Annotated in this window: 26 protein-coding genes and 2 tRNA genes; 20 read left to right on the top strand and 8 right to left on the bottom strand. The window is 65.1% G+C overall.

From position 1 onward, the window contains the following. Nucleotides 1-6 precede the first annotated feature (6 nt). Nucleotides 7-1,203: a succinyldiaminopimelate transaminase gene (gene dapC, locus HUJ28_09375; GenBank protein MBD3619670.1), complete on the bottom strand. Its 1,197-nt coding sequence runs from the start codon at nucleotides 1,201-1,203 to the stop codon at nucleotides 7-9. Between the two features lie 98 nt (nucleotides 1,204-1,301). On the opposite strand from dapC, the gene HUJ28_09370 reads away from it, so the two are divergent. Further along, a complete protein-coding gene (locus tag HUJ28_09370) occupies nucleotides 1,302-1,679 on the top strand; it encodes a VOC family protein (GenBank protein MBD3619669.1) in 378 nt (125 codons plus the stop codon). Between the two features lie 30 nt (nucleotides 1,680-1,709). On the opposite strand, the gene HUJ28_09365 is transcribed toward HUJ28_09370, so the two are convergent. Beyond that, complete coding sequence (locus tag HUJ28_09365; GenBank protein MBD3619668.1) at nucleotides 1,710-3,299, bottom strand: ABC-F family ATPase; 1,590 nt, start codon at nucleotides 3,297-3,299, stop codon at nucleotides 1,710-1,712. A gap of 146 nt (nucleotides 3,300-3,445) precedes the next feature. Between HUJ28_09365 and HUJ28_09360 the strand changes: the two genes are divergently transcribed. Next, nucleotides 3,446-3,994, top strand: a complete 549-nt coding sequence (locus HUJ28_09360; protein MBD3619667.1) for a DUF2058 domain-containing protein — start codon at nucleotides 3,446-3,448, stop codon at nucleotides 3,992-3,994. Between the two features lie 143 nt (nucleotides 3,995-4,137). Here HUJ28_09360 and HUJ28_09355 read toward each other — a convergent pair whose 3' ends face one another. Both HUJ28_09355 and HUJ28_09350 read right to left on the bottom strand, forming a co-directional pair. Continuing rightward, complete coding sequence (locus tag HUJ28_09355) at nucleotides 4,138-4,431, bottom strand: hypothetical protein (GenBank protein MBD3619666.1); 294 nt, start codon at nucleotides 4,429-4,431, stop codon at nucleotides 4,138-4,140. A 127-nt stretch (nucleotides 4,432-4,558) separates the two neighbouring features. Then, nucleotides 4,559-4,648: transfer RNA gene (locus tag HUJ28_09350), tRNA-Leu, on the bottom strand. A 137-nt stretch (nucleotides 4,649-4,785) separates the two neighbouring features. Here HUJ28_09350 and HUJ28_09345 point away from each other — a divergent pair. The 10 genes from HUJ28_09345 to HUJ28_09300 all read left to right on the top strand — a co-directional run bounded on the left by HUJ28_09345 (nucleotide 4,786) and on the right by HUJ28_09300 (nucleotide 13,815). Further along, the gene (locus HUJ28_09345) at nucleotides 4,786-6,060 is read left to right on the top strand and encodes an integrase family protein (protein MBD3619665.1); all 1,275 of its coding nucleotides are present in this window, start codon (nucleotides 4,786-4,788) and stop codon (nucleotides 6,058-6,060) included. Then, nucleotides 6,057-6,833, top strand: a complete 777-nt coding sequence (locus tag HUJ28_09340; GenBank protein MBD3619664.1) for a hypothetical protein — start codon at nucleotides 6,057-6,059, stop codon at nucleotides 6,831-6,833. Before HUJ28_09345 ends, HUJ28_09340 begins: the two co-directional genes overlap by 4 nt. A 108-nt stretch (nucleotides 6,834-6,941) precedes the next feature. Further along, a complete protein-coding gene (locus HUJ28_09335; GenBank protein ID MBD3619663.1) occupies nucleotides 6,942-7,178 on the top strand; it encodes a helix-turn-helix domain-containing protein in 237 nt (78 codons plus the stop codon). Then, complete coding sequence (locus HUJ28_09330; protein MBD3619662.1) at nucleotides 7,165-7,773, top strand: hypothetical protein; 609 nt, start codon at nucleotides 7,165-7,167, stop codon at nucleotides 7,771-7,773. Before HUJ28_09335 ends, HUJ28_09330 begins: the two co-directional genes overlap by 14 nt. A 53-nt stretch (nucleotides 7,774-7,826) precedes the next feature. Next, on the top strand, nucleotides 7,827-9,332 hold the full coding sequence (locus HUJ28_09325; protein ID MBD3619661.1) for a hypothetical protein: 1,506 nt from the start codon (nucleotides 7,827-7,829) through the stop codon (nucleotides 9,330-9,332). A 237-nt stretch (nucleotides 9,333-9,569) separates the two neighbouring features. After that, entirely contained in the window at nucleotides 9,570-10,181 is a 612-nt protein-coding gene (locus HUJ28_09320; protein ID MBD3619660.1) for a hypothetical protein, read from the top strand. Nucleotides 10,182-10,299: 118 nt separating this feature from the next. Then, nucleotides 10,300-10,542, top strand: a complete 243-nt coding sequence (locus HUJ28_09315; GenBank protein MBD3619659.1) for a hypothetical protein — start codon at nucleotides 10,300-10,302, stop codon at nucleotides 10,540-10,542. 29 nt (nucleotides 10,543-10,571) lie between these two features. Beyond that, a complete protein-coding gene (locus tag HUJ28_09310; GenBank protein MBD3619658.1) occupies nucleotides 10,572-10,988 on the top strand; it encodes a hypothetical protein in 417 nt (138 codons plus the stop codon). 39 nt (nucleotides 10,989-11,027) lie between these two features. Continuing rightward, on the top strand, nucleotides 11,028-12,971 hold the full coding sequence (locus HUJ28_09305; GenBank protein ID MBD3619657.1) for a Clp protease ClpP: 1,944 nt from the start codon (nucleotides 11,028-11,030) through the stop codon (nucleotides 12,969-12,971). A gap of 142 nt (nucleotides 12,972-13,113) precedes the next feature. Beyond that, complete coding sequence (locus HUJ28_09300) at nucleotides 13,114-13,815, top strand: phage tail protein (GenBank protein MBD3619656.1); 702 nt, start codon at nucleotides 13,114-13,116, stop codon at nucleotides 13,813-13,815. Nucleotides 13,816-13,872: 57 nt separating this feature from the next. Here HUJ28_09300 and HUJ28_09295 read toward each other — a convergent pair whose 3' ends face one another. Beyond that, a complete protein-coding gene (locus HUJ28_09295; protein ID MBD3619655.1) occupies nucleotides 13,873-14,133 on the bottom strand; it encodes a hypothetical protein in 261 nt (86 codons plus the stop codon). Nucleotides 14,134-14,264: 131 nt separating this feature from the next. Then, nucleotides 14,265-14,349, bottom strand: a tRNA-Leu gene (locus tag HUJ28_09290). A gap of 88 nt (nucleotides 14,350-14,437) precedes the next feature. Here HUJ28_09290 and queA point away from each other — a divergent pair. From queA to secF, 5 genes are all read left to right on the top strand, one after another. Beyond that, nucleotides 14,438-15,481 carry a tRNA preQ1(34) S-adenosylmethionine ribosyltransferase-isomerase QueA gene (gene queA, locus HUJ28_09285; GenBank protein ID MBD3619654.1) on the top strand — a complete coding sequence of 348 codons (1,044 nt, stop codon included), beginning with the start codon at nucleotides 14,438-14,440 and terminating at the stop codon, nucleotides 15,479-15,481. Between the two features lie 34 nt (nucleotides 15,482-15,515). Beyond that, the gene (tgt, locus tag HUJ28_09280; protein ID MBD3619653.1) at nucleotides 15,516-16,631 is read left to right on the top strand and encodes a tRNA guanosine(34) transglycosylase Tgt; all 1,116 of its coding nucleotides are present in this window, start codon (nucleotides 15,516-15,518) and stop codon (nucleotides 16,629-16,631) included. A 74-nt stretch (nucleotides 16,632-16,705) separates the two neighbouring features. Beyond that, the gene (yajC, locus tag HUJ28_09275) at nucleotides 16,706-17,038 is read left to right on the top strand and encodes a preprotein translocase subunit YajC (GenBank protein MBD3619652.1); all 333 of its coding nucleotides are present in this window, start codon (nucleotides 16,706-16,708) and stop codon (nucleotides 17,036-17,038) included. A gap of 39 nt (nucleotides 17,039-17,077) precedes the next feature. Beyond that, nucleotides 17,078-18,937 (top strand): protein translocase subunit SecD, encoded by a 1,860-nt coding sequence (gene secD, locus HUJ28_09270; GenBank protein MBD3619651.1) that lies wholly within the window; start codon nucleotides 17,078-17,080, stop codon nucleotides 18,935-18,937. Between the two features lie 17 nt (nucleotides 18,938-18,954). Then, a complete protein-coding gene (gene secF, locus HUJ28_09265; protein MBD3619650.1) occupies nucleotides 18,955-19,887 on the top strand; it encodes a protein translocase subunit SecF in 933 nt (310 codons plus the stop codon). 62 nt (nucleotides 19,888-19,949) lie between these two features. Here secF and HUJ28_09260 read toward each other — a convergent pair whose 3' ends face one another. Both HUJ28_09260 and HUJ28_09255 read right to left on the bottom strand, forming a co-directional pair. Continuing rightward, complete coding sequence (locus HUJ28_09260; protein ID MBD3619649.1) at nucleotides 19,950-20,294, bottom strand: hypothetical protein; 345 nt, start codon at nucleotides 20,292-20,294, stop codon at nucleotides 19,950-19,952. A gap of 193 nt (nucleotides 20,295-20,487) precedes the next feature. Beyond that, nucleotides 20,488-21,282 (bottom strand): inositol monophosphatase, encoded by a 795-nt coding sequence (locus HUJ28_09255; GenBank protein ID MBD3619648.1) that lies wholly within the window; start codon nucleotides 21,280-21,282, stop codon nucleotides 20,488-20,490. Nucleotides 21,283-21,430: 148 nt separating this feature from the next. On the opposite strand from HUJ28_09255, the gene trmJ reads away from it, so the two are divergent. The 3 genes from trmJ (at nucleotide 21,431) to iscR (ending at nucleotide 23,553) form a co-directional block, all read left to right on the top strand. After that, a complete protein-coding gene (gene trmJ, locus HUJ28_09250; GenBank protein ID MBD3619647.1) occupies nucleotides 21,431-22,177 on the top strand; it encodes a tRNA (cytosine(32)/uridine(32)-2'-O)-methyltransferase TrmJ in 747 nt (248 codons plus the stop codon). 62 nt (nucleotides 22,178-22,239) lie between these two features. After that, the gene (gene cysE, locus HUJ28_09245) at nucleotides 22,240-23,025 is read left to right on the top strand and encodes a serine O-acetyltransferase (GenBank protein ID MBD3619646.1); all 786 of its coding nucleotides are present in this window, start codon (nucleotides 22,240-22,242) and stop codon (nucleotides 23,023-23,025) included. A 54-nt stretch (nucleotides 23,026-23,079) separates the two neighbouring features. Next, on the top strand, nucleotides 23,080-23,553 hold the full coding sequence (gene iscR, locus HUJ28_09240; GenBank protein MBD3619645.1) for a Fe-S cluster assembly transcriptional regulator IscR: 474 nt from the start codon (nucleotides 23,080-23,082) through the stop codon (nucleotides 23,551-23,553). Nucleotides 23,554-23,655: the final 102 nt, after the last annotated feature.

Genomic DNA, 23,655 nt, shown 5'->3' with positions numbered 1-23,655 from the left:
AATGGATTACAGGGATTCGATGTAGTCGCGGATGCGCGCGGCCGCCTCGTGGCATTCGTCCAGCGGCGCCACCAGGGCCATGCGCACGTGGTTCGCGCCCGGGTTGCTGCCGTGCGCCTCGCGCGAGAGGAACGAGCCCGGCAGCACGGTGACGTTGTGGCGGTCATAGAGGCCGCGGGCGAAGTCGGTGTCGGCGATGGGCGTGCGCGGCCAGAGGTAGAAGCCGGCATCCGGCGCGCTCACCTCGAGTACCGGCGAGAGGACCTCGAGCATCGCGGCGAACTTCTGGCGGTAGAGCTCGCGGTTGGCGCGCACGTGGGCCTCGTCGTTCCAGGCGGCGATGCTCGCGGCCTGGGTGGGCGGGGGCATGGCACAGCCGTGGTAGGTGCGGTACTGGTGGAACTGTTCGAGCACGGCGGCATCGCCGGCGACGAAGCCCGAGCGCAGGCCCGGCGCGTTGGAGCGCTTGGACAGGCTGTGGAAGACCACGCAGCGGCGGTAGTCCGTAACGCCCGCGCGGGCGGCGGCGCCCAGCAGGCCCGCCGGCGGGGCGGACTCGTCCGGATAGAGCTCGGAATAGCACTCGTCGGAGGCGATGAGGAAGTCGTGGCGTTCGGCCCGTTCGATCAGGCCGGCGAGCGTGGCCTCGTCGAGCACCGCGCCGGTGGGGTTGCCGGGCGAGCAGAGGTACAGCAGCTGGCAGCGGTCCCAGATGGCGTCCGGCACGGCGTCGAAGTCGGGGCGGTAGCCGTTGTCCGCGCTGCAGTTGAGGAACCAGGGCGTGGCGCCGGCCAGCAGGGCCGCGCCCTCGTAGATCTGGTAGAAGGGGTTGGGCATGAGCACCAGGGCGTCGCGGGAGCGGTCCACCACCGCCTGGGCGAAGGCGAACAGGGCCTCGCGGGTGCCATTCACGGGCAGCACGTGGCGGGCCGGGTCGATGCTCGCGGCCGGCAGGTCGAAGCGGCGGGTGAGCCAGCCGGCGATGGCCTCGCGCAGGGCGTCGCTGCCCTTCGTCACGGGATAGCTCGCCAGCCCGTGCAGGTGTTCCAGCAGGGCCTCGCTGATCAGGCTGGGCGTCGGGTGCTTGGGCTCGCCGATGGACAGGGCGATGTGCTCCAGCGCGGCCGGGGGCTGCGTGCCCTGCTTGAGGGCGGCCAGTTTCTGGAAGGGGTAGGGCTGGAGTCTGTCGAGATCGGGGTTCATCAGCTGCCTGCGCGCTGTCATGGCTCACAAGGCGCGGTAGTATAACCGATTCATCGCGCCTGCGCGGGCCGACAAGACCATGAAAAGCGAGGGTTTAAATGAGCGAACCGGCCTATCTCGGCATCCATCACGCCAGCGTCCTGGTGGCGGACACCGCCCGCGCGCTGGCCTTCTACCACGACCTGCTGGGCATGCCCGTGGCCGACGACCGCCCGGACCTCGGCTTTCCCGGCGCCTGGCTCGTGATCGGTGACCAGCAGATCCACCTGCTCGAATGCCCCAACCCCGACCCGGCCGAGCGCCCCCCGCACGGCGGCCGCGACCGCCACACGGCGCTGCGGGTGCGCGACCTCGAGGCCATCGTCACCCGCCTGGAGGCTGCCGGCTGGCCCTACACCCGCAGCCGCTCCGGCCGCGCCGCGCTGTTCTGCCGCGACCCGGACGGGAATACGCTGGAGATGGTGGCGGGGGCGTGATGGCGGGGGTGACCCACCCTGTGCGCCGCCTCAGTGCAGCCCTTTCGAGCGCAGATAATCCTCGTAGTTGCCGCTGAAGTCGGTGATGCCATCGGCCTCCATGTCGAGGATGCGGGTGGCCAGCGAGGAGACGAACTCGCGGTCGTGGCTGACGAAGATCAGCGTGCCGGGGTAGTTCTCCAGGGCGAGGTTCAGCGCCTCGATGGATTCCATGTCGAGGTGATTGGTGGGTTCGTCCATGAGCAGTACGTTCGGGCGCTGCAGAGTGAGCTTGCCGAAGAGCATGCGGCCCTGTTCGCCGCCGGAGATGACCTTGACGGACTTCTGGATGTCGTCGTTGGAGAACAGCATGCGGCCGAGCGCGCTGCGTATGGCCTGTTCGCCGCCCTTGGTCCACTGCGCCATCCAGTCGTAGAGGTTGGTGTCCTCGGCGAAGTCGCGGGCGTGGTCCTGGGCGAAGTAGCCGAGTTCGGCGGCATCCGTCCACTTGATCTCGCCGGCGTCGGGCGCGAGGTCGCCGGCCAGGCAGCGCAGCAGGGTGGTCTTGCCGATGCCGTTGGGGCCGATGATGGCGATGCGTTCGCCGGCCTCGACCTGCATGCCGAAGTCCTCGAACAGCGGCTTCTCGCCGGCATAGGCCTTGGTGAGTTCCTTCACGGTGACCGCCTGGCGGTGCAGCTTCTTGTGCTGCTCGAAGACGATGTAGGGACTCACGCGGCTGGAGGGCTTGATCTCGTTGAGTTCGATCTTCTCGATCTGGCGGGCGCGCGAAGTGGCCTGTCGCGCCTTGGAGGCGTTGGCGGAGAAACGGCTGACGAAGGCCTGCAGCTCGGCGATCTGCGCCTTCTTCTTGGCGTTGTCGGCCTGCAGGCGTTCGCGCGCCTGGGTGGAGGCGAACATGTAGTCGTCGTAGTTGCCCGGATACAGCCGGATCTCGCCGTAGTCCAGGTCGGCCATGTGGGTGCAGACGCTGTTCAGGAAGTGTCGGTCGTGCGAGATGATGATCATGGTGCTGTTGCGCGCGGTGAGCACGCCTTCCAGCCAGCGGATGGTGTTGATGTCCAGGTGGTTGGTGGGCTCGTCGAGCAGCAGCACGTCGGGATCGGAGAACAGGGCCTGGGCGAGCAGCACGCGCAGCTTCCAGCCCGGGGCGACGGCGCTCATGGGGCCGTCGTGCTGTTCGAGCGGGATGCCCAGACCGAGCAGCAGATCGCCGGCGCGGGACTCGGCGGTGTAGCCGTCCATCTCGGCGAACAGCATCTCCACCTCGGCGGCGGCCAGGCCGTCCTCCTGGCTCATCTCCGGCAGGGAATACAGGCGGTCGCGCTCGGCCTTGGCGGCCCACAGCTCGGTGTGTCCCATGATCACCACGTCCAGCACCTTCATGTCCTCGAAGGCGAACTGGTCCTGGCGCAGCTTGCCCAGGCGCGCGTTGGGCTCCAGCATGACCTGGCCGGCGCTGGGCTCGAGGTCGCCGCCCAGGATCTTCATGAAGGTGGACTTGCCGCAGCCGTTGGCGCCGATCAGGCCGTAGCGGTTGCCGGTGCCGAACTTGATGGAGACGTTTTCGAACAGCGGCCTGGCGCCGAACTGCATGGTGATGTTTGCGGTGGAGATCAAGAGGACTTCCAGATGACGAGGCGCGAGAGCGCGTAAAAGGGGCGCGATTGTACCGGGTTTGGCCGCCAAAGGGCAGGGCGGGCCCGTTCTGCGGTAGACTGCGTGCCATCGACACCCACAAAGATCGGTACGGACGGAAGGCGTTCATGGCGAACTCATTGATGGACCAGCTCCTCAAGGCGGGCGTGGCCAGCGAGAAGCAGGCGAAGAAGGTCAAGCACGAGAAGCGGGCGGGCAAGGGCGGCAAGAAGGGCCAGCAGGCCTCGCCCGCGGCGCAGGCCGACGCGGCCGCGCTGGCTGCCCGCCAGGCGGCCGCCGAGAAGGCCGAACGCGACCGCCAGCTCAACCTGGAGCGCAAGGCGGCGGCCGAGCAGAAGGCCCTGGCCGCCCAGGTGCGCCAGCTCATCGCGCAGAACCGCCTGCCGCGGGAGGGAGCCGGCGACGCCTATCACTTCACCGACGGCAGGATGCTGAAGTCACTGCCGGTCACCCCTGCCCAGCGCGCCCAGCTCGCCCGCGGCCAGCTGGACATCGTGCGCGACGGGGAGGCCTACGAACTGGTGTCGGCCGAGGTGGCCGAGAAGATCCGCGCCCGCGACGCCAGCCGCGTCATGGCCCGCCCGGCCGCCGAGTCGGAACTCGACGCGGACGACCCCTACGCCGGCTACGAGGTGCCGGACGACCTGATCTGGTGAGGGAAGTCGCAAGTTACAAGTCGGAAGACGCGAGGCGGGCACGGCCGGTATCGGCAGGAGCCGAGCCCCCTCGGCGATAACCCCCATGCCGGATGGACCGTCCTCGGCCAGAGGGCTGGCCTCCTACCTACTTGTATTGCGACTTACTCCGACTTCGGTGCGCGCTGGGCCTTGAAGCCGACCTGGTTGGCCTGGTTGACGCCCTGCAGGACGAAGGTCTTGATGTTGCCGAGGAATTCGTCGACTTCGGCGTCCTTGCCGAGGTTGCTGTCGATGACGGCGACGACATCGCCCAGCAGGCTCATGAAGTGTTCGGCGCGGGCCTCTTCGCGGGCGGCGAAACGGGCGAGCCGTTCTTCGCGTTCTTCCGGCGTGGCAGCACCACGGGTGTGGTTGTCGAGGATCTTTTCCCAGGCGGGTCGGTTGTCGATGGGCATGGTTCTTCGGCGGCTGGTTGAGGATGCGGCAACGCTATCACGCGGGTCGATTCCGCGCGAATAGCCGCAGTCTTCGTGGGTCATCGCGGGCGGACACCCTAAGGGGGCTGACGGGGCATTCTAGAGATGGTGCCGAGGGCGAGACTCGAACTCGCACTCCCGAAGGAACCTGATTTTGAGTCAGGTCAAGACGGATATTAGTAGAACTTAATGAGGCGCGCAAGTCCATAATGATTCTTGACGCATCAAAGGGTTACAGATAGCCTAACCTTAATCGGGGCTACGCTAGTTTAGCTTTCAGCTACGCCAGAGTGTAGCCCCAGCGTAGCCCCAGACGCGAGGTAGGCGGTGCGATTGAATCTGAACAAGGCGGTGATTGAGTCCATTGAGCCACCCGAGAAGGGGCAGCGAGTGGAGATCAAGGACGCCCGCACGCCCGGCCTCATTCTCCGCGTCACCGACAAGGGCACCCGCACCTTCTCCCTCTATCGCCGCGTTCGTGGCGTACCCAAGCGAATCAAGCTCGGCACCTGGCCGGCGATGACCGTCGAGCAGGCCCGCCGGCGTGCTATCGAGTACCTGGCCGAGATCGAGTCCGGCGGTGACCCGGTGGAGCGCCGGAAGCGGGAGCAGTTGCAGCGTGAGGCCGAGCGGGCCCGCTTGGTGACGCTCCGGGAAGCCTTCGAGACCTACCTCAATACCCACACCCTCAAGCCCAAGACCGTCAAGAACTACCGCGAGGCGTTCGGCGCCACGTACAAGGATTGGGAGCCCCTGCCGTTGCAGGCCATCACGAAAGACATGGTGGAGCAGCGGCACCGGGAGCGCGGCAAGGTGTCCCCGGCCGGGGCTGACGCCGCGGCCCGGGTCCTGCGGGCGGTGTTCAACGATGCGGCCGACCGGTTCACGGACGAGGACGGGAATCCCGTCGCCCCGGTGAATCCAGTGGGCCGCCTGTCGTCTGCCCGGTCCTGGCACAAGCCGGCTCGCCGCAAGACGTGGATCAAGCCGCACCAGCTGGCTGCCTGGTGGGAGGCTGTCGACCACCTCAAGGGCGAGCGCGTGACTGCCGGGGCCCCGGTCGCCCGGGATCTGCTCAAGTTCCTGTTGCTCACCGGCCTCCGGTTGAACGAGGGCGCCCGCCTCGAATGGTCCCGGGTTGACCTGGCCGGCGGCACCTTCGAGATCGTGGACACCAAGAACCGCGAGCCCCTGGTGCTGCCTCTCTCCGATTACCTGGTGAAGCTGCTGCAGACTCGTGCCCGGCTGAACGAGGACGAGGGGAGCCTGTTCGTGTTCCCCGGCCCGAGCGGTCACTTCAAGGCCCTGCGGCGATGGGCGGCCATCGTCGCGGATGAATCCGGGGTGCCGTTCATTCCCCACGATCTGCGTCGCACGTTCATCACCACGGCTGAATCGCTGGATATTTCAGCCTATGCGATCAAGCGGCTGGTGAATCACAAGCAGGGCGACGACGTGACCGCCGGCTATATGGGGCACTCCGTCGAGCGGCTGCGCATCGCCATGCAGCGCATCACCGACGAGCTGCTGCGGCAGGCTGATGCCACTGGTCACGAACGGCACACTTCCGAAAGTGACCACGATCAACCCAAGGAGGAAGCCCAATGAAGGACGAGGATTACCGCGCCGCGATCCGCGCTCTTGAGGCTGGAGAGATTGATCCAGGTGGTGAGCTCGGAAGGCTCGGAGCAGAAGCGATGCAGCGCCTGCAAGCCGCAGGGCTTCCATGGGTTTTTGATCGTTGTGCGGATGTATTTGTTGAGTATCACACGAGAGTTATGGACTCCCCCGACTCGATCAAGGCTGAGCGTAGAATACAGAAAGCAATGCGTGCCCTTGCGGACCTATTGGATGCATCCGGGCTTTCATCGTCCTACGTTATCGAGGACGCCGAGGTCTGGGCACGAATCGGCGATAACCTGGATGAAAATACAGTCTCAAAAATGGTTCAGAGAGGAGCCTGGCCTCCGAATAATGGTTATCTCACCCCGCTTGAGCTATACCTCCGCGCCGCTGCCGACTGGATCACTGAGCGTGAAGAGGAGGTATTGCCCGCGTTTGACCGGTATCTAGGAGAAGTGATGCCGCCCGACAACGGGTCTTCTCGGTTAAAGCCATTCGTAGCGAGGCGCATGAGCGAGCAGGTGAGATTCATCGGTGATCACCTGGCGCAGCTGGAGCGCGATGGCTATGCTCCCGACGTGCCGGCACAGTTTAGACCCCGGCCATGCCATGACCGCGATCCAGACGATACTCGCTCACCGCCAGGACACAACAAAATCGCCGCAGCACTCACAAGCATTATCCTCGCCGAGGACGTGCGCGATGGCTACATATCCCAAGTAAATAGGGGTACGAGTCGCCGCGGGAAGAACCTCTAGCAAATTGCCACTTTTACGCATGGTTACGTAAAAATGGCAATATCAGCACTACGTTGATTCCTTGTGACAGCCTAACCCACGTTGATTGAACAAACGTGAGGTTAGGAAATGCCTTCCGACGATACCACCAAGTCCTTTTCCGAAAAGGACCCCTTAACCCTCCTTCCTCCTGACGAGGTGGCCGAGATCCTGGGCGTGTCGACCGGCACGCTCATGGTCTGGCGTTCCACCGGTCGCTATAACCTGCCGTTCGTGAAAGTCGGCGGCCGTGTCCGGTACCGCCGTGCGGACGTGGAGCACTTCATCAACAGCCGCACGATGGAGCACACGAATGCCCCCGCGTGAGTCGATCAAGGGGGCTCCCCTCGACACCTTGCGCCGCATCGGGATGGATGACAAGACGCGGGAGTTAATGGAGCGCCGTGCATTGTTCAGGGCCGGCGATATTGCGCGGACGTTTGGTGAGCGGGCCCTGTTCGGCACCAGACGGCAAGCCGCAATGCATGAGGCTGGCCATGCTGTTGCCTATGTCGAGATTGGCGAGTCCGTCCGGTCCGTGCGTATCTTTCGCCGCAATGGTGAATGGGCCGGGTTCACGAACGCCGGCGAGCATTGGGAGATCGGTCCTCATGTCTCCCTGGACGCACACCTGCAGCGAGCCATGGTCACGCTGGCCGGCCTCATGGCCGAGATAACCGAGATAGGTGTGCCTTCCGTCGCCTGTGCCGAGGAGATCGAGATAGCGCTCGCTATGGTGGAGTCGGCAGCGGTGAGCAGCAAGGCCGACACCACCGAGCTAGGTGCTCAGCTGCTGTTGATGACCCTCGAGACGATCAAGAAGCGTCGCCCGGCTATGCGTCGCCTGGCTGCCGTACTGCAAACGGAACGCCGGGTAACTGGTGACCGCCTCAATGCTCTCCTGAGCGAGGGTGGTGCATGACGGTTCGGGCCGTGAATGATACCGGTGGGCCATCCACGCACGACGATCGCCCGATGATTATGCACGAGGCCGGAGACCTGCCGACGGTCATCGAGGAAACCCTCGATGCTGTGCGGGCTCTCGGGCTGCTCTATGTGTGGGGTGGTCGACTGGTGCGCATACATCGCACGGATGGCAAGCAGAGCGGAGCAATTCACCGGCCGGAAGGCTCGCCGCAGATTCATATGGTGGATGCTGCTCATGTGGCGGAACTCGCTACCCGGGCAGCGATTCACCGTCGCTACGACGCACGGTCGAATGATTGGAAGGTCATCGACTGTCCGCGCCGCATAGCCGAGGGCATTCTCGCCCGTGGGCATTGGCCACGCGTGCCGCGCCTCAATGGCGTCACCGAATCCCCCACGTTGTCACCAGACTTCCGGCTATTGCGTGCAGGGTATGACTCGCAGTCCGGAATCTTTGTGGCGGATGAACCCAGCGCGTGGAGGCCGCCAGCCGACCAACCGAGCAGGGAGGAGGCCCTCGAGGCTGCAGAGATTCTCAGGGATGCGGTGGGTTCGTTCCCGTTCGTAACCGACAGCGACGAAGCGGGCTTGATCTCGATGATCATCACCGCCGTGATTCGTCGCTCGATTCCTTCCGCCCCCATCTATGCGGTCACGGCGCCAACGCCCGGTACCGGGAAATCCTATTCGGTCGACCTGGCATCGGTGATTGCTCAGGGGCGCCGGCCTGCGGTGCTAAGCCTTGGGAGAGACCCGTCCGAAGCCGAGAAGCGACTCGCGGCTGCGCTGCTGGCCGGTGACCCGCTCATCGCCCTGGATAACGTCGAGCGCCCCCTCGATGGGGATCTGCTGTGCCAGGTGGCCACTCAGCCGACCGTGAGACTGCGCCCGCTGGGTGGTTCCTCGATGCTCTCGATACCCACTCAGGCTTTGATTGCCGCCACCGGGAACAACCTGGCGGTGATAGGTGACCTGCGCCGCCGTACCGTGCTGATCCGGCTGGATGCTGGCGTCGAGCGCCCTGAGCGTCGACGCTTCCCCCGTGACCTCCTGGCATGGGCGGCAGACAACCGCGGGGAGCTGCTGCGTGCGGCCCTCACGCTGCCCATGGCCTACCGTGCGGCAGGTGAGCCCGCTATTGATGACCTACAGGCATACGCCGGCTTTTCGGAGTGGGACCGCATGGTCCGCCGCCCGCTTTGCTGGCTGGGACTCCCCGACCCTCTCGGCCCTGCCGAGCGCCTGCGTGACGACGATCCCGACCTCGAGTCAGCCCGCAACCTGCTCACCAATATCCGGGCCGCGTTCGGTGAGCACGGGGTAACCGTGGCCGAGATCATCCGGTCCGCTCAGGAGTTCGACGGCACTGGGCGTCATGCTTACCCCGATCTGCATGACGCCGTCGAGGTGGTTTGTGCCGAGCGTATCAGCGGTCGTCGCCTGGGTGGCTGGCTGCGTCGACACCGGGACAGGATCGTCGACGGCCTGCAGCTGCTGCGCATCGAGGGCGACAGCCACCAGAAGGTGGCTCGCTGGTTGGTGAGGTCCGCATGATGGGTTGCGGGGTAATGCGGGTAATTTGGGGTTATTTATCCCTACGTGAGAAAAGTGTCAGTGACAAATTAAGTAAAGAGAGTGAAACCACCCCGCTTTTACCCGCATTTACCCGCAAGCCTCGATCCCGCCGCGGGTCCTTCCCGACTTCGCCAGCAGGCGGGTCGACGGCGGCGCGGAATTTCGCCAGGTTTTAGCCCTGAAGCATAGTGAACACGTGACGGAGAGATTGACACCGTGACATCAACGCCAGAACAAGACGATAGAGATCAGACCGCCGAGCCCCTGTCACTTTTGCCGGCTGGCGATACCCGGGTTCGTGTGCTGCCGGCGGAGCTGGCGCGGATCTTCGGCGTGAGCCGGCAGACGGTTTCCCGGTGGGTGAAGAACGGCAAGGTGACACTTCATGCCGATGGCCGGGTGAATCCGAGCGAAGCGGCCAGGCAAATCCTGGCGAGATCGGACCCGCGCCGGCTGCGGGCCCGATTGCTGAAGCCGCTGCTCGATGACGTGGGTTCGCTGCGTGAGCAGCTTGGCTCCCTGCGCGATCAGCTGGAGGGAGAGGGGGCGCGGGCCGACAAAGCCGAGCGTGAGCTCGAGAAGGCCAAAGCGAGCGAAGGCTTCTTCATGGCCCTGGCGGACAACCTGGATGTGATCGTCGGAGAGCGAGAGGCCGAGCTTCGCGCCACGAACGGTTCTGACGAATGGCGGGAGCTTCTGGACCAGCTTTATGAGGAGGCCTCGGAGCGAGCCGAAAAGGCACCATCTGATCTCGACGGTATGGAGTCAGCCGCTCTTGGGCGGGCCTTTGAATATTGTGAGGAGGGTGATTCTGATGGCCCGATTTAACCGCAAGCGTTACCGCAAGCTGCGCCGCGTGGTCTTGCGTGACGCAATCCGCGATAACCGCCGCCATGGCCGTACCCGTTCGTAATCATTCAATCACTCAAGCCGGAGAAATCAACCAATGACCGAACAGACAAAGAACCCCGTGCAACAGGTCGACGAAGTATGGAGTGAAGTCGTGGCGCTGGCCGCTTCGCGTGGCTGGTCTACCGATGTCCTGGCCGTGGCGCTCGCTCAGGGGCTGGGGCAGCTGGTGCAGGTGTGCAGCCCGACCGCTGAGGCACGCGACGGCACGCTGAATGAAGTCCTCGCGGTGACGGCGGCCTATGCACGCGCCCCGCTCACGTTGCCGAGGTTGCAGTGATGACACCCCGCAATCGTTTGTGCCGGCTCATGACCGCCCTCGAGGCCGGGCGGCCGGTGCCTGACGATGTAGCAGAATGGATGCGCGACGGGATCGCCGAATACCTGGACGAGGGCGGTCGTCGCCCGCTCGATGTGGTACTCGGGTTGCGTGGCCGTGGTATCCGGTCCTTCGAGACCCAGAAGGCGATGGAGCGACGCAACGCCGCTTTGATGGCGGCCCTTGAGTATGCGCACGACGGACAATGGCGGCCGGTTCGCTGGCGTGCCAATTACCTGGCCGATGCGGTGAAACGCTTCCGTCGCAAGTGGCCGCGTATCCGCCACCACGAAGAACCACCCGAGAGTCTGGACGAATTACAGCGGGCGCTATTCTGTGCGTTTCAGGCGAACGAACGTGTGCCCGAGGACCCCGACCACATCATGGCGTGCTGTCGAAAGAAATAGGCTGTTTTCATCCAGTGAAGGCCCACCTACCTTGAGGGCATGAACGCACAAAACGAAATCAAGGCACAAGCCAACGCCCTGGAAATCGTCGTCTATGCCGACATCGACTCAGGGTTTGCTGCGCAGATGGTGGAGCGGATCAATGCCGCCCCGAACGTCAGGACAATCACACTGCGTATCAACTCGCCCGGTGGTGCAGTCACCGAAGCCCTGGCCGCATTCAACGCTCTGCGCAGTCACTCCGCCACGGTCGAGGTGCATATCGACGGCCTGGCCGCGAGCAGTGCCAGTCTGCTGGCGATGGCCGGTGACTGGATCGTGATGGCCGAGAATGCCCTGTTCATGATCCACGATCCCTGGACCAGCGCCACCGGCAACGCCACGGAGCTGCGCCGCCTGGCCGACACCCTGGACAAACACCGCGACGCCATGTTGAAGGCGTATGCCCGCCGCTGGAAGGGGAAGACCTCCGAGCTGCAGGCGCTGCTGGCTGCCGAGACCTGGCTTGATGCCGATGAAGCCCTGAAAGCGGGATTCGTGGACGAGATCGCCGCCCCCCTGGCGATTGCCGCGTCCCTCGATCTGTCCCGCTTCGACAACCCCCCGAAACGCACAAGGAGTACCCCAATGCCCGAGACCCAAACCCATACCCCCGGCGTGGAGCCCAACACGCCCAAGAAACCGGAAGTCGTCGCCACCACCGAGGCCGAAGTGAGGGCCCGCATTCAGGCGCGTAACGACGAGATCCGCACGATCTTTCAGCCGTTCCTCATCCGTGGTCAGTATCAGGACCTGTACAACGACGTGATGGCCGACACCCGCCTGTCGGTGGACCATGTCCGCGAGAAACTGCTCGCCAAGATGGGCGAAGGCTGCGAGCCCCTGGCCAGTGACCCGCCGTCCATCAGCATGGGCTATGACCGCCGCGAGAGCGAATTCAAGGCGGCCGTCACCGATGGCCTGCTGATGCGCTTCGGTGTGCCGGTCAAGAACCCGCACCCGGCCGCCCGCGATGTGCGCGGCATGGGTGCCGTGGAGATCGCCGGGACGCTGCTCTCCCAGCGTGGCCGCTCCACCCGTGGCCAGAGCAAGGCCGAAATCATCCAGGCAGCGCTTACCACCTCCGACATGCCGGAGCTTCTGAGCAACGTCGCGAACAAGGCGCTGATCACCGGCATGCAGGAATCAGAGGCCGCGACCCACCGGATCTGGACGCGTTCCGGCGAGCTGCCGGACTTCAAGGAAGCCAAGCGCGTGGCACTGAGCGAGGCCCCGGGCCTGTCGAAGGTCAAGGAGGGCGCCGAATACACCTTTGGTGCCCTGACCGATGCCGCCGAGCCGATCCGCCTCGAGACCTTCGGCCGCATTCTGGGCATCAGCCGGCAGGCGCTGGTGAATGACGACCTGGGCGAGCTGTCCCGCGTGCCGTTTGCGCTGGGCCAGGCCGCCGCCCGCCGCGAAGCGGATGCCGTCTACTCGCTGCTCATCAACAACCCGGCCATGCGTGACACCAACGCCCTGTTTAGCGTTGCCCATGCCAACGAAGGCACTGCCGCCGCCCTGAGCGTGGATAGCCTGGGCGAAGCCCGCAAGCTGATGCGCCTGCAGAAGGGCCTGCAGGGCGAGGGGGCGCTGAACATCACCCCGCGTTATCTGCTCGTGCCGGCCGCCCTCGAAACCAAGGCCGAGCAGCTGCTGGCCTCGATCCAGCCGAGCGCCACCAGCAACGCGGTGCCCGAATGGGTGCGCCGCCTGGTGGTGGTGGTCGATGCCCGTCTCGATGACGACTCCACCACGGCCTGGTATCTGGCCGCCGATCCGGTGATGTACGACACCATCGAAGTGGCCCGCCTGGATGGCCAGGGCGCGACGATCGAGCAGCGCGACGCCTTCGTGCGCGACGTGCTCGAAATCAAGTGCCGCCTCGATGTGGGTGCCGCCGTGCTGGATTGGCGCGGCCTGGTCCGCAACGAGGGCGCGTAAGCCTGATCTTAAAGCCGGTATGGTTGAGCCGGCACCGGGCCGCCAATGGCGGGCGCTGTTCCCCGGACGCCTGTGTGTCTAAACCCTGGGGTTTGCAGGTGGCATGAGCAGCACCTTTTTCGGTACATGAGGGCGTGTCGGCATGATTTGGCTCAGGCCAATGGTTTATATGTCTTACAAGGCTTTCTTGAAAGTCTATGTAAAAACCAAGCTGATGCGCGCTCAGCGGGATACCGCTCGCGGACTTCGGACGTTTCGTGTCTGGACCGAGGTCGATGAATTCAGCGCAAGGAATGTCTCGCGCGACCTGCAAGGACTGGAACGTGAGGTAAATCGCGCCCTGGGCCGGGCCGTTCGCAAAACAACCCGTTGGGCCAATACGCATGCCGCCCGAGGAATCGCCCACCGCAATCAACTGCCTGTCGGCGCGCTTCTCGGGCGTGGCCGCTTCAAGACAAAGCGGCTATTCATGCGGATGCCGAACCGCCGCACCGGCACCGCTGGCAGCGTGTGGGTGGGGGCAAAGGACTATACCGTCTCTAACCTGGGGAAGGTCCGCCAGACAAGGAACGGCACCCGTGTCGGGCGCCACTCATTCCCCGGCAGCTTTGTCGCCACTATGCGCGACGGCCGCCTTAGCAGCTTCCAGCGGGCATCCGTTCTCACTCATCGCAGCCCGCGTGCGTGGTCGCCAAACCTGCCCATTCGCGAGGACCGTATCGAGCTGCAGGGGGTAGGCGAAGTGACGTCGGACATTCAGCGCAAGGTCGGGCCGCGACTCAACGACCTGTTGCAGCAAGAGCTGAAGTATGAGATCAACGTCAGAGGAAGAGGATACAGGTGAAGAAGCGAATGCCCCGGCCAAGTGCCGGGGCTTTTTTTCGTCTGAAAACCTTATCGTCTATTTCGCCGATTCGACTGTTTTTGCCAGTTCCTGAAATTCTCTCTGGAAGTTCAGGAGGACCTGAACATACCAGGCCGCCTCAGAGAGGATCTCCGCGTCAGTGTTTCCCTCAGCGGGTATGGACATGAGCCTGAGCATGACACTGGCGGCACACTCGAGATCTTCCGCGCTGTCGGCTGCGATGCGACGAAGGGTGCTCGCGTTATTGGGATCGACCTGGATGGCCGAAAAGATGGATTCGAACTTGTGGTCTGCCATGGTGCTACCCCTCGAAAAGGTTGAATGAGGGGAGTGACCGTCGTTCAGAGTGTAGCCCCAGCGTAGCCCAAAAACTAAGAGGCGGAAATCAGCAGAATGCAGATAAGAGCCTAAGTCGCTGATTCATAAAGTGGTGCCGAGGGCGAGACTCGAACTCGCACTCCCGAAGGAACCTGATTTTGAGTCAGGCGCGTCTACCAGTTCCGCCACCCCGGCACTCAGGGCGCACAGTATCAATGGAATGGCCCGTGCCCGCAAGCATTCGTGTCGCAAAGCCGGGGCCTTCCTGCTACCATGCCGCGCCATGCAAGTGAGTGATTTCGCTTACGATTTACCCCCCGAGCTCATCGCCCAGGAACCGCCGGCCACGCGCGGTGACTCGCGCCTGCTCGTGCTCGACGGCGAGGGGGGCGGCATCGCGGATCGCCACTTCAGCGAGATCGGCGAGCTGCTGCGCCCCGGCGACCTGCTGGTGTTCAACAACACCCGCGTGATCCCCGCGCGTCTCTATGGGCGCAAGGAGACGGGCGGGCAGGTGGAACTGCTGCTCGAGCGGGTGCTGGATGCGCACCATGCCCTGGCTCACGTGCGCGCGAGCAAGTCGCCCAGGCCCGGCACGCGCCTGATCCTGGAGGGCGGGGCCGAGGTGACCGTGACCGGCCGGCGGGAGGCCCTGTTCGCGCTGGACTTCGGCGCGGACCAGTCCATCTGGCAGGTGCTGGAGACGGTGGGGCACATGCCCCTGCCGCCCTACATCACCCGCGCCGACAGCATCGACGACCGCGAGCGCTACCAGACGGTGTACGCCGAGCGCCCGGGCGCGGTGGCGGCCCCCACGGCGGGGCTGCACTTCACCGACGCACTGCTGGCGGGGCTGCGCGCGCAGGGGGTGGAGACCGCCTTCGTGACCCTGCCCGTGGGGGCGGGTACCTTCCAGCCGGTGCGGGTGGACGACATCGCCGCGCATCGCATGCACGCCGAGTGGGTGGAGGTGCCGGAGGCGGTGGTGGCGCAGGTGGCGGCCTGCCGGGCCCGCGGCGGGCGCGTGATCGCGGTGGGCACCACCAGCGTGCGCAGCCTGGAGGCGGCCTCTGCCGGCGGGACGCTGGCGGCCTTCTCGGGCGACACCGAGATCTTCATCACCCCGGGCTACCGCTTTCGCAGCGTGGACGCGATGATCACCAACTTCCATCTGCCGGAATCGACCCTGCTGATGCTGGTCAGCGCCTTTGCCGGCCACGCCCACATCATGGCCGCCTACCGGCATGCCATCGAGGAGCGCTACCGCTTCTTCAGCTATGGCGATGCCATGTTCATCACCCGTCCGCAGCCCGCGGCGCGGGTCTGAGATTTCGTCTTCGAGGAGAGCGCCCCGCATGCGCATGCAGTTTGAACACCTGGCCAGCGACGGCAAGGCCCGCCGCGGGCGGCTGACGTTCCCGCGCGGGGTGGTGGAGACGCCGGCCTTCATGCCGGTGGGCACCTACGGCACCGTGAAGGCCATGACCCCGGAAGAGCTCACCGACCTCGGCGCCCAGATCATCCTCGGCAACACCTTTCACCTGATGCTGCGCCCGGGCACCGAGATCATCGCCCGACACGGCGACCTGCACGACTTCATGCACTGGGAGGGGCCGATCCTCACCGACTCGGGCGGCTTCCAGGTCTTCAGCCTGGCGCAGATGCGCAAGATCACGGAGGAGGGCGTGCGCTTCCAGTCGCCGGTGAACGGCAGCCCGGTGGAGCTTACGCCGGAGCGTTCCATGGCCGTGCAGAAGGCGCTGGGCTCGGACATCGTGATGATCTTCGACGAGTGCACGCCGTACCCGGCCACCGAGGAGCAGGCCCGGCAGTCCATGGAGCTGTCCCTGCGCTGGGCCGCGCGCAGCCGCGCCGCCCATGAGGGCAACGACGCGGCCCTGTTCGGCATCGTGCAGGGCGGGATGTACGCGCATCTGCGCCACGAGTCGGCGGCGGGGCTGCAGGCCATCGGCTTCGACGGCTACGCCATCGGCGGGCTGTCGGTGGGCGAGCCCGAGGCCGACCGTCTGCACGTGCTGGATACGACGCTGCCGGTGCTGCCGACCGATAGGCCGCGCTACCTCATGGGGGTGGGCACGCCGGAGGACATCGTCGAGGCGGTGCGCCGCGGCGTGGACATGTTCGACTGCGTGATCCCCACGCGCAACGCGCGCAACGGCTTTCTCTATACCCGCCACGGTACGCTGCGCATCCGCAATGCGCGCTACACCGACGACACCGGGCCCATCGACCCGGACTGCGGCTGCTACACCTGCCGGAACTACTCCCGCGCCTACCTGCGGCATCTGGACAAGTGCGGCGAGATGCTGGGGCCGCGCCTCAACACCATCCACAACCTGTATTACTACCAGGAGCTGATGCGCGGCCTGCGGGCGGCCATCGAGGCCGGGCAGCTGGCGGCCTTCGTGGCGGAGTTCTACCGCCTGCGCTCGAAAAGCGTGCCGCCTGTGTCATAATACGGCGCCTTGAACCCTGTACCATCGGAGCCCGTCTGGGTTCCTGATAACGACCAATAACCGGAGTGAGTCCCATGGATCTTCTGATTGCCAGTGCCATCGCCGAGAACGGCGCCCAGCAGGCCCAGGGCGGCGGCATCCAGCTGCTGCTGCTGATCGGCCTGATGTTCGTGATGATGTACTTCATGATCATCCGCCCGCAGAGCAAGCGCGCCAAGGAACACCGCGCCATGCTCGAGGCCCTGTCCAAGGGCGATGAAGTGGTCACCACCGGCGGTCTGCTCGGCAAGGTCACCGAGATCGGCGAGAACTTCGTGCAGATCCAGGTCGCCGAGGGCACCGAGGTGAAGGTGCAGAAGCAGGCCGTCGGCGCCGTCATGCCCAAGGGCACGATGAAGAACCTGTAAGCCTCACCGTCGCATCGCCATTCAAGCCAGGGAACGTTCATGAATCGCTACCCCCTCTGGAAATACCTCCTGATCCTCGCCGTGGTGATCGGGGGCATCCTGTATGCCCTGCCGAACCGCTACCCGCAGGATCCGGCGTTGCAGATCAGTGCCACGCGGGGGGTCGAGATCAATGAAACGGTCAGCCAGCGCGTGGCCAACGTGCTCGACCAGGTCGGAGCCGGCTACAAGGAGATCGCGCTCGAGGGCGAGCAGCTGCTGGTGCGCTTCCACGACGTCGAGGACCAGCTCAAGGCCCAGGACATCGTGCGCGGCGTACTGGGCAGCGGCTACATCGTGGCCCTGAACCTCGCGCCGAGCACGCCCGAGTGGCTGCAGTCGCTCAATGCCAAGCCCATGAACCTCGGCCTGGACCTGCGCGGCGGCGTGCACTTCCTCATGCAGGTGGACATGGACGAGGTGGTCGCCAAGACCCTGGAGCGCAACGAAAGCGAGTTCCGCAGCCTGCTGATCGAGAACAACATCCCCTACGACGACGTCTCCCGCACCGAATCCCGGGTGGTGGCGAGCTTTGCCAGCGCCGAGCTGCGCGAGCGGGCGCTCACGGCCCTGCAGGAGGAATACCGCCAGGAGATGGCGTTCGAGACCCTGGAGTCAGATGGTGCCTTCCTTATCGAGGCCGGCATTCGCGACGAGGCCCTGCAGGAGATCAAGTCCTTTGCCGTGCAGCAGAACGTCACGGCGCTGCGCAAGCGCGTGAACGAGCTGGGTGTGGCCGAGCCGCTGATCCAGCAGGCCGGCGAGGACCGCGTGGTGGTGCAGCTGCCGGGTGTGCAGGACACGGCCCGCGCCAAGGAGATCCTCGGCAAGACCGCCACCCTGGAATTCCGCCTGGTGGACGAGAATGCCGATGCCTACGCGGCTCAGGCCAGCGGCCGCGTGCCGCCGGGCGACCGGTTGTACCTGGATCGCCAGGGCCAGCCCATCCTGCTCAAGCGTCGCGTGATGCTCACCGGCGACTACATCATCGACGCCCAGAGCGGCATCGACCAGGATTCCGGCGGTCCCTCCGTCAGCATCACGCTGGACGGCAAGGGGGCACGCCTGTTCAGCAAGTCCTCGGGCGAGAACGTCAAGCGCCTGATGGCCGTGGTCTTCATCGAGACCCGCACAGAGACGCGCATCATCAACGGTGAGCGCGTCAACGTGCCGAGCAAGGTCGAGGAGGTCATCAACGTCGCGCGCATCCAGGAGCAGCTGGGCAAGCGCTTCCAGATCACCGGCCTGGATTCCAGCCGCGAGGCGGCCGACCTGGCGCTGCTGCTGCGCGCCGGCGCCCTGGCCGCGCCCATGCAGATCGTGGAGGAGCGCACCATCGGTCCGAGCCTCGGCAAGGACAACATCGAGAAGGGCTTCAAGTCGGTGGTCATCGGCTTCGTGCTGGTGATGGTGTTCATGGCGCTCTTCTATCGCGTGTTCGGGCTGATCGCCAACCTCGCGCTCACCGCCAACCTGCTGCTGATCGTCGCGGCGCTCTCGCTGTTCCAGGCCACGCTGACGCTGCCGGGCATCGCCGGTATCGTGCTCACCGTGGGTATGGCGGTGGATGCGAACGTGCTGATCTTCGAGCGCATCCGCGAGGAGCTGCGCAACGGCATGTCGCCGCAGGCCGCGATCCGCGCCGGCTATGACAAGGCGCTCTCGACCATCGCCGATGCCAACATCACCACGCTGATCGCCGCCGTGGCGCTGATCGTGATCGGCACCGGTCCGGTGCAGGGCTTCGCCGTCACGCTGTCCATCGGCATCGTCTCGTCCATGTTCACTGCCATCATGGGTACCCGTGCCGTGGTCAACCTCATCTACGGCAACCGGCGCCTTACGCGTCTGGCGATCTGATTAGGAGAATCTGGTTTATGCCGAATGCCAAGACGCAGATCGATTTCCTGGGCAAGGGGCGGCTCGCCGTCATCCTGTCCCTGTTGTTCATCGTCATTTCCATCGGGTCGCTGTTCGTCAACGGCCTGAACCTCGGGATCGACTTCACTGGCGGGACCTCCATCGAGGTGCGTTTCGCCGAGCCGGCCGACCTCGGTGAGGTGCGTGCCACCCTCAACGACAATGGCTTCGATAAGGCCATCGTGCAGAACGTGGACACGGCCCGCGACGTGCTGATCCGTATCGCGCCGCGCCCGGACGAGGACAGCGCCGAACTCAGCAACGCCGTGCTGGAACTCATGCGCGGCGTCAGCGACGCCAGTGTGGAGATGCGCAGCGTGGACTTCGTCGGTCCGCAGGTGGGCGAGGAGCTGCGCGACCGCGGCGGCATCGCCATCCTGGTGGCGCTGGCCGGCATCCTGCTGTACGTCTGGGTGCGCTTCATCCACTGGGGTTTCTCTGTGGGGTCGGTGCTGGCTCTGGTGCACGACGTGATCATCACGGTCGGGGTGTTTTCCATCACCGGCATCAGCTTCGATCTCACCGTGCTGGCGGCCATCCTCGCCGTGATCGGCTACTCGCTGAACGACACCATCGTGGTGTTCGACCGCGTGCGCGAGAACTTCCGGTTGATGCGCAAGGCCGAACCGCGTGACGTGATCAACAACTCGATCAACCAGATGCTCACCCGTACCCTCATCACTTCGGGTACGACGCTGCTTGTGCTCATCGCCCTGCTGATCTTCGGCGGCGACAACATCTTCGGTTTCGCCCTGGCGCTGGTGATCGGTATCGTGGTCGGTACCTATTCCTCCATCTACGTGGCGAGCTACGCGCTGATCCTGCTGGGCGTGACCAAGCAGGACCTGATGCCGGTGGAGAAGGAAGGCGAGGGCGAGGAGACGCCCTGAGTCAGACGGGGATCCATGCCACGAAAAAGGCCGCGATCTCGCGGCCTTTTTCGTGCCGGGGGTCAGGCCTGGCGGGCCCGGTCGGCCTCGTCCAGCGGGTCCGGCTCGTCGCTGTGGGGGATGATGCGCCGGCACAGCGAGCTGCTCGGACGCTTGCAGCGGTCGTCGTCGGCCGCGCGCAGGGTGAGGAAGCTCCAGCCCACGGCGATCAGCCAGAGCAGGATGCCGAGGGCGACCGTGCCCCAGCTCACGCCCTCCAGGCCCAAGGGCCCGCCGCGGAATCCATAGACGATGCTGATGATGCTGCTGATCCAGAACACGCCGATGGGGGCGGCGCAGCAGCCCGCGCAGCCATAGCGGCAGACGGCGAGCGGGGGGATGAAAACCGCGAGCACGTGGCGTTTCATCGACTTCCTCCTTTGACCTGCGTCCTGTGGGACGGGCTTTTTATAATGCGTTTTGTAGGTGTATAGCACAGCTCGGATGGCGGATAAACCGGCATGACCGGCAGGGTCCGTGGCGGGAAGCGCGGAAAAAGCGGGTGTCTGGACGCAAGAACGCCCCGTGGCCTGGCGGTCACGGGGCGTTTTCATGCCCGGATCAGTTGCTGGATCTGGCCAGGGCGGGCTTCAGGGCCTCGATCATGGCGGCGTAGACCTTGGGATTGCCGGCCACGACGTTGCCGCTCTTGAGGTAGTTCTTGCCGCCGTCGGGTTCGCCGATCATGCCGCCGGCCTCCTGGATGAGCAGCACGCCGGCCGCCATGTCCCAGGGGTTGAGGCCGAATTCCCAGAAGCCGTCCAGGCGCCCGGCGGCCACGTAGGCCAGGTCCAGTGCCGCCGAGCCTGCGCGCCGCACGCCTGCGGTGCCGGGCAGCAGCACCTTCAGGGTCTCCAGGTAGCGGTCCAGGTTCTGGTGCTTGCGAAAGGGGATGCCGGTGCCGAGCAGGGCGCCGTCCAGCGTGTTGCGCTGGGTCACGCGGATGCGGCGGCTGTTGAGCGTGGCCCCGCCGCCGCGGGTGGCGGTGAAGAGTTCCTGCTTGATCGGGTCGTAGACCACCGCCTGTTCCAGCCGGTCGCCCTGTTTCAGGGCGATGGACACGGCGAACTGCGGGAAGCCGTAGAGGAAGTTGGTGGTGCCGTCCAGCGGGTCGATGATCCAGGTGAACTCGCTGTCACCGGTGGTACCGCTCTCCTCGGCGAGGAAGGCGTGCTGGGGATAGGCGCGCTTGATGGTACGGATGATCTCCTGTTCGGCCATGTGGTCGACCTCGCTGACGAAGTCGTTGCGCTCCTTGGTCTGGATATTGAGCGTGTCGATGCGGTCGACGTGGCGAGCGATGATGTTGCCGGCGGCACGAGCGGCTTTCACCGCGATGTTGAGCATCGGATGCATGGCGTACAGGGTCCCGTTGTCAAAGAAGTCCGCGTGCGCGGAAGTGGGCGAAGCATAGCAGAAAGTTCTGCGCTCCGGGAGATGGCGGGGGTATGCCTGGCGCGGTTCCCGTACAATACCCGGCTGAACCGATAGCCGAGAATCATCGATGCTTTCCAATATCCGTATCGTCCTGGTCGAGACCTCCCATCCGGGCAACATCGGCGCCACCGCGCGGGCCATGAAGACCATGGGGCTCTCGCAGCTCTGTCTGGTGAGCCCGGGCGACTACCCCTGTGCCGAGGCCACGGCCCGCGCCTCGGGGGCGGACGACGTGCTGGCCGCCGCCCGGGTGGTGGACAGCCTGGAGGAGGCGCTGGCCGGCTGCCGCCTGGTGATCGCCAGCAGCGCGCGCCTGCGTACCCGCCGCTGGCCGCAGCTCGGCACCCGCGAGGCCGCCACCCAGGCCATGACGGAGGCCGGGCAGGGCGAGGTGGCGCTGGTGTTCGGGCGCGAGCGCACGGGGCTGACCAACGACGAGCTGGACCATGCCCATTACCTCGTGACCATTCCGGCCAATCCGGACTACAGCTCGCTCAACCTCGCCGCCGCGGTGCAGGTGCTGGCCTATGAACTGCGCATGGCCCATCTCGCGCTGACGGATCAGATGCCGGTTGTCCTGGAGTCGGACGAGCCCGGTGAGGAGCCGGCCAGCGCGGAGGATGTCGAGCGCTTCTTCGTACACCTGCAGGAGACGCTGGTGGCGCTGGACTTCCTCGACCCGGAGAACCCCAGGCACCTCATGCGGCGGCTGCGACGGCTGTTCAACCGCGTGCGCCTGTCGGACAACGAGATCAACATCCTGCGCGGCATCCTCACGGCCGCGAGTCGAAAACCCCACAAGTCGTCGTCTTAAGTGCGGGCCCTGCTGCACTTATAATGACTAACCCATAACCAGAAGCTGTTATCCTCACTGCCATGTTCGAACGTCTACGCGAAGACATCCGTTGCGTGTTCGACCGCGATCCGGCGGCGCGCAGCACCTTCGAGGTGCTGACCACCTATCCCGGCATCCACGCGATGCTGTTCCACCGGGTGGCGCATGCCCTGTGGCGGCGCAACCTCTACTGGCCGGCGCGCATCGTCTCCAACATCGGCCGCTTCCTCACGGGCATCGAGATCCATCCGGGGGCGCGCATCGGCCGGCGCTTCTTCATCGACCACGGCATGGGGGTGGTGATCGGCGAGACGGCCGAGATCGGTGACGATTGCACCCTCTATCACGGCGTGACCCTGGGCGGCACCAGCTGGGAGAAGGGCAAGCGCCATCCCACGCTGGGCAACGACGTGGTCATCGGTGCCGGTGCCAAGGTGCTGGGCCCGATCACGGTGGGCGACGGTGCCCGCGTGGGCTCGAATGCGGTGGTGATCAAGGACGTGCCGGCGGGTGCCACGGTGGTGGGTATCCCCGGGCGCATCGTCGGCGCCCACCGGGAAGACGCCGACAAGCGCGAGCGCATCGCGGCGAAGATGGGCTTCGACGCCTACGGCGCCACCCAGGACATGCCGGACCCGGTGGCCAGCGCCATACACAAGATCCTCGACCACATCCACGCCATGGACCGCAAGCTGGACGAGACCAGCCACGCGGTGAAACAGCTCGGCGGCGACGTGGACGATTCCCACCTGCCGGAGCTGGACGATGCCTCGATGGAGGGGCTTGCCGAGGAAGGGAAGAAAAAAGACGGCGAAGCCAATACTTGACTAAATTGGTAGGATATTGTTAGCATTAGCGAATCCTTATGAGGGGGTTCGCCAATGCGCCTGACAACGAAAGGACGCTACGCCGTCACGGCAATGCTCGATCTGGCTCTGCACAACGAGATGGGACCCATCTCGCTGGCCGATATTTCGAAGCGGCAGGGTATATCACTTTCCTACCTCGAGCAACTCTTCTCCCGCCTGCGCAAGAAGGGCCTGGTGGTCAGTACGCGCGGGCCTGGCGGCGGTTACGGCCTCAGCCGTCCGGCCGACCAGATCGCGGTCGCCGACGTGATCGCCGCGGTGGACGAGAAGGTCGATACCACCCGCTGCGGGGGTACGGCCGACTGCCAGGGGCACGAGCAGTGCCTGACCCACGATCTGTGGACCGACCTCAGCAACCAGATTCGCGATTTCCTGGCCCATATCAGCCTGGGCGAACTCATGGCGCGCAATGGCGTGCGTGAGGTCGCGCAGCGCCAGGATCGCATGGCCCGCCATCACCGCATCGTGGTCGAACCGACCAGCTGAGCGGGTATCAACAGACATCGCAGCCAAGGGGTAGTAACCGTGACTGACATCAAGCTTCCGATCTATCTGGATTACTCGGCGACGACGCCGGCGGACCCGCGC

The sequence above is a fragment of the Chromatiales bacterium genome, from assembly GCA_014762505.1.
GTDB lineage: Bacteria > Pseudomonadota > Gammaproteobacteria > SpSt-1174 > SpSt-1174 > SpSt-1174.
This window is presented reverse-complemented; position numbering and strand designations above follow the sequence as displayed.